This window comes from Pseudomonas sp. SST3 (assembly GCF_003325755.1).
This window is the reverse complement of sequence record NZ_QORI02000147.1, coordinates 1-3,931: the sequence shown is the minus strand read 5'-3', so window position 1 is coordinate 3,931 and position 3,931 is coordinate 1. Positions and strand designations below refer to the sequence as shown.

Below are 3,931 nucleotides of genomic sequence, written 5' to 3'. Positions count from 1 at the left end.
CGCGCTGTGAAGTCTAAGGACTAGGGGTCGGAGAAATTATATGATTCAGACTCAATCCATGCTCGATGTGGCCGATAACAGCGGCGCTCGCCGTGTTATGTGCATCAAGGTGCTGGGTGGCTCCCATCGTCGTTACGCTGGTATCGGTGACATCATCAAAGTTTACCGTGAAGGAAGCAATTCCTCGCGGTAAGGTGAAAAAAGGCCAAGTGATGACTGCTGTTGTAGTCCGCACTCGTCACGGCGTACGTCGTGCTGATGGCTCCATTATCCGCTTTGATGGCAACGCTGCTGTTCTTCTGAACAACAAGCAAGAGCCGATCGGCACCCGTATCTTTGGGCCAGTGACCCGTGAACTTCGTACTGAGAAGTTCATGAAGATCGTCTCGCTCGCCCCAGAAGTGCTGTAAGGAGATCCGACATGCAAAAGATTCGTCGTGACGACGAGATCATCGTGATCGCCGGCAAAGACAAAGGTAAGCGCGGTAAGGTGCTTAAGGTTCTCGCCAATAACCGTCTGGTTATCGGTGGTCTGAACCTGGTCAAGCGTCATACCAAGCCTAACCCGATGTCGGGCGTGCAGGGCGGTATCGTCGAGAAAGAAGCTCCGCTGGACGCTTCTAACGTCGCCATCTTCAACGGCGAAACCAACAAGGCTGACCGCGTTGGTTTCAAAGTAGAAGACGGTAAGAAAATTCGTGTCTTCAAGTCGACCCAAAAAGCGGTTGATGCTTGAACACTGCTAGGTAGATTAGACCATGGCACGACTACAAGAGATTTACCGGAAGGAAAATCGCCCCTAAGCTTAAGGAAGAACTTAAGCTCGGGAACGTGATGGAAGTTCCGCGCGTCACCAAAAATCACCCTGAACATGGGTCTGGGCGAAGCGATCGGCGACAAAAAAAGTCATCGAGCACGCTGTTGCTGACCTGGAAAAAGATCACCGGTCAAAAAGTCGTTGTGACTTACGCTCGGAAATCCATCGCTGGCTTTAAAGTCCGTGAAGGTTGGCCGATCGGCGTCAAAGTGACTCTGCGCCGTGAGCGTATGTACGAATTCCTGGATCGTCTGCTGTCGATCTCCCTGCCTCGGGTCCGCGACTTCCGCGGCCTGAATGCCAAGTCCTTTGATGGTCGTGGTAACTACAGCATGGGCGTGAAAGAGCAGATCATCTTCCCGGAAATCGACTACGACAAGATCGATGCTCTCCGCGGTCTGGACATCACCCTGACCACCACTGCCAAGAACGATGATGAAGGCCGCGCTCTGCTGCGTGCGTTCAAATTCCCGTTCCGCAACTGATTGGAGTAGGACCATGGCCAAGATGAGCATGAAAAACCGCGAGCTGAAGCGTCAGCTCACGGTTGCCAAGTACGCCAAGAAGCGTGCAGCACTGAAAGCAATCATCGTTGATCTGAACGCAAGTCCAGAAGCGCGTTGGGAAGCTACAGTTGCTCTGCAGAAGCAGCCACGTGACGCAAGCGCTTCGCGCATGCGTAACCGCTGCCGCCTGACCGGTCGTCCACACGGCGTTTACCGCAAGTTCGGCCTCGGCCGTAACAAACTGCGTGAAGCGGCAATGCGTGGTGACGTACCAGGTCTGGTTAAAGCCAGCTGGTAAGTACTTTCAACGTCCAGGTGGTCGGAATCGCAAGATACTGACCGCCGGTGACCTTGAATCTGGATCAAGCCCCTTTTGGGGCTTGTTTCATTTCTGGAGTATGTCTAAAATACGCGGCTCGCCTGAGCCCGTGTTTTTTGTGCTCGGAGATTCTCGGCGACATATGTAGCCGCAAGGCTAATTTTTTTGTATTAGGAGCGTCTAGCCCATGAGTATGCAGGACCCGTTAGCGGACATGCTAACTCGTATCCGTAATGCCCAGATGGCTGAAAAGTCCGTCGTAAGCATGCCATCTTCCAAGTTGAAGGTAGCTGTTGCCAAAGTCCTGAAAGACGAAGGCTACATTGCGGGTTATCAGATCAGCAGCGAAATCAAACCACTGCTGTCCATCGAGCTGAAGTACTTCGAAGGCCGTTCGGTCATCGAGGAAGTGAAGCGCGTTAGCCGTCCAGGCCTGCGTCAGTACAAGTCCGCTGAAGATCTGCCGAAAGTTCGTGGCGGTCTGGGCGTGTCTATCGTCTCCACCAACAAAGGTGTGATGACGGATCGTGCTGCGCGCGCTGCCGGTGTCGGCGGCGAAGTTCTTTGCACTGTGTTCTAAGGGGGGATAAGCATGTCTCGCGTCGCTAAGAACCCCGTTAAGCTGCCAGCCGGTGTCGAAGTCAAATTCGCAGGCCAACAGCTTTCGGTGAAGGGTGCCAAGGGTACTCTTGAACTGAACATCCATTCGTCCGTTGAGATCGTTGAAGAAGCTGGTGAGCTGCGTTTCGCTGCTCGCAATGGCGATCAACAAACTCGCGCAATGGCCGGTACCACGCGTGCGTTGGTAAACAACATGGTCCAAGGCGTAAGCCAAGGCTTCGAGCGTAAGCTCCAGCTGGTCGGTGTTGGTTACAAAGCGCAAGCAAAAGGCACGGTTTTGAACCTTGCCCTTGGCTTCTCGCACCCAGTGGATTACGAACTGCCAGCGGGCATCACTGCTGAGACTCCTAGCCAGACCGATATCCTGATCAAGGGCATCGACAAGCAGCTGGTAGGTCAAGTGGCCGCTGAGATCCGCGACTTCCGTCCACCAGAGCCGTACAAAGGCAAAGGTGTGCGCTACGCGGACGAAGTCGTCCGTCGTAAAGAAGCCAAGAAGAAGTAGGGCATAGCAAATGACCGACAAAAAAGTTACTCGACTGCGTCGCGCTCGCAAAGCACGCCTGAAAATGCACGAACTCGAAGTCGTGCGTCTCTGCGTGTTCCGCTCGTCGCAGCACATCTACGCCCAGGTCATCTCGGCCGACGGCAACAAAGTCCTGGCAAGCGCCTCGACTTTGGATAAAGAACTGCGTGATGGTGCCACTGGCAACATCGACGCGGCCACAAAGGTTGGCCAGCTGGTCGCTACGCGTGCTAAGGCCGCTGGCGTCTCGCAAGTGGCTTTCGACCGCTCTGGCTTCAAGTACCACGGCCGCGTGAAAGCGCTGGCTGATGCTGCTCGTGAAGCTGGGCTGGAGTTCTAAGTTATGTCAAATAACGACCAAAAGCGCGACGAAGGCTACATTGAGAAGCTGGTTCAAGTTAACCGCGTAGCCAAAACCGTTAAAGGCGGCCGTATCTTCACTTTTCACCGCGTTGACCGTGGTGGGTGATGGTAAAGGGCGTGTTGGCTTCGGCCGTGGCAAGTCACGTGAAGTGCCTGCCGCGATCCAGAAGGCAATGGAAGCTGCTCGTCGCAACATGATCCAAGTTGATCTGAACGGTACCACTCTGCAGTACGCAATGAAGTCCGCTCACGGCGCTTCGAAGGTGTACATGCAGCCTGCTTCTGAAGGTACCGGTATCATCGCTGGCGGCGCTATGCGTGCTGTCCTCGAAGTTGCTGGCGTTCAGAACGTTCTGGCCAAGTGCTATGGCTCGACTAACCCGGTAAACGTGGTTCACGCCACTTTCAAGGGTCTGAAGGCTATGCAATCTCCTGAGTCCATCGCTGCCAAGCGTGGTCTGACTGTCAAGGAGATCTTCTGATCATGGCTACCGTTAAAGTAACGCTGATCAAAAGCATGACCGGCCGCATCCCTAACCACAAATTGTGCGTTAAAGGTTTGGGTCTGCGTCGCATCGGTCACACTGTAGAAGTCCAGGATACTCCCGAGAATCGCGGGATGATCAACAAGGCTTACTACATGCTGCGTGTAGAGGGTTAATCGATGAAACTCAATGATCTGAGTCCAGCGCCGGGTTCCCGTCGCGAAAAGCATCGTCCGGGCCGTGGTATCGGTAGTGGTTTGGGTAAGACCGGTGGCCGTGGCCACAAGGGTCAAA

7 protein-coding genes and 3 pseudogenes are annotated in these 3,931 nt (G+C 54.2%); all 10 read left to right on the top strand.

The window, feature by feature from the left end:
• Nucleotides 1-40: 40 nt before the first annotated feature.
• Nucleotides 41-410, top strand: a pseudogene (gene rplN / locus DQ405_RS25465) (50S ribosomal protein L14).
• 11 nt (nt 411-421) lie between these two features.
• On the top strand, nt 422-736 hold the full coding sequence (gene rplX / locus DQ405_RS25460) for a 50S ribosomal protein L24 (RefSeq protein ID WP_003176416.1): 315 nt from the start codon (nt 422-424) through the stop codon (nt 734-736).
• Between the two features lie 98 nt (nt 737-834).
• Nucleotides 835-1,302: a 50S ribosomal protein L5 gene (gene rplE, locus DQ405_RS25455; protein WP_446730923.1), complete on the top strand. Its 468-nt coding sequence runs from the start codon at nt 835-837 to the stop codon at nt 1,300-1,302.
• Between the two features lie 13 nt (nt 1,303-1,315).
• Nucleotides 1,316-1,621, top strand: coding sequence for a 30S ribosomal protein S14 (gene rpsN, locus DQ405_RS25450; protein WP_003176414.1), 306 nt, complete (start codon nt 1,316-1,318; stop codon nt 1,619-1,621).
• A gap of 208 nt (nt 1,622-1,829) precedes the next feature.
• Nucleotides 1,830-2,222: a 30S ribosomal protein S8 gene (rpsH, locus tag DQ405_RS25445; RefSeq protein ID WP_003176413.1), complete on the top strand. Its 393-nt coding sequence runs from the start codon at nt 1,830-1,832 to the stop codon at nt 2,220-2,222.
• 12 nt (nt 2,223-2,234) lie between these two features.
• Nucleotides 2,235-2,768: a 50S ribosomal protein L6 gene (rplF, locus tag DQ405_RS25440; protein WP_003194640.1), complete on the top strand. Its 534-nt coding sequence runs from the start codon at nt 2,235-2,237 to the stop codon at nt 2,766-2,768.
• A gap of 10 nt (nt 2,769-2,778) precedes the next feature.
• Nucleotides 2,779-3,129 (top strand): 50S ribosomal protein L18, encoded by a 351-nt coding sequence (rplR, locus tag DQ405_RS25435; RefSeq protein WP_003186037.1) that lies wholly within the window; start codon nt 2,779-2,781, stop codon nt 3,127-3,129.
• A gap of 3 nt (nt 3,130-3,132) precedes the next feature.
• Nucleotides 3,133-3,634, top strand: a pseudogene (gene rpsE / locus DQ405_RS25430) (30S ribosomal protein S5).
• A gap of 2 nt (nt 3,635-3,636) precedes the next feature.
• On the top strand, nt 3,637-3,813 hold the full coding sequence (gene rpmD, locus DQ405_RS25425; protein WP_003176408.1) for a 50S ribosomal protein L30: 177 nt from the start codon (nt 3,637-3,639) through the stop codon (nt 3,811-3,813).
• A 3-nt stretch (nt 3,814-3,816) separates the two neighbouring features.
• Nucleotides 3,817-3,931 (top strand): annotated as a pseudogene (rplO, locus tag DQ405_RS25420) (50S ribosomal protein L15); the annotation flags it as partial.

Coding starts and splice junctions, on each gene's coding strand:
- rplX (WP_003176416.1), top strand. CDS start 422: ATGCAAAAGATTCGTCGTGACGACGAGATCATCGTGATCGCCGGCAAA.
- rplE (WP_446730923.1), top strand. CDS start 835: ATGGAAGTTCCGCGCGTCACCAAAAATCACCCTGAACATGGGTCTGGG.
- rpsN (WP_003176414.1), top strand. CDS start 1,316: ATGGCCAAGATGAGCATGAAAAACCGCGAGCTGAAGCGTCAGCTCACG.
- rpsH (WP_003176413.1), top strand. CDS start 1,830: ATGAGTATGCAGGACCCGTTAGCGGACATGCTAACTCGTATCCGTAAT.
- rplF (WP_003194640.1), top strand. CDS start 2,235: ATGTCTCGCGTCGCTAAGAACCCCGTTAAGCTGCCAGCCGGTGTCGAA.
- rplR (WP_003186037.1), top strand. CDS start 2,779: ATGACCGACAAAAAAGTTACTCGACTGCGTCGCGCTCGCAAAGCACGC.
- rpmD (WP_003176408.1), top strand. CDS start 3,637: ATGGCTACCGTTAAAGTAACGCTGATCAAAAGCATGACCGGCCGCATC.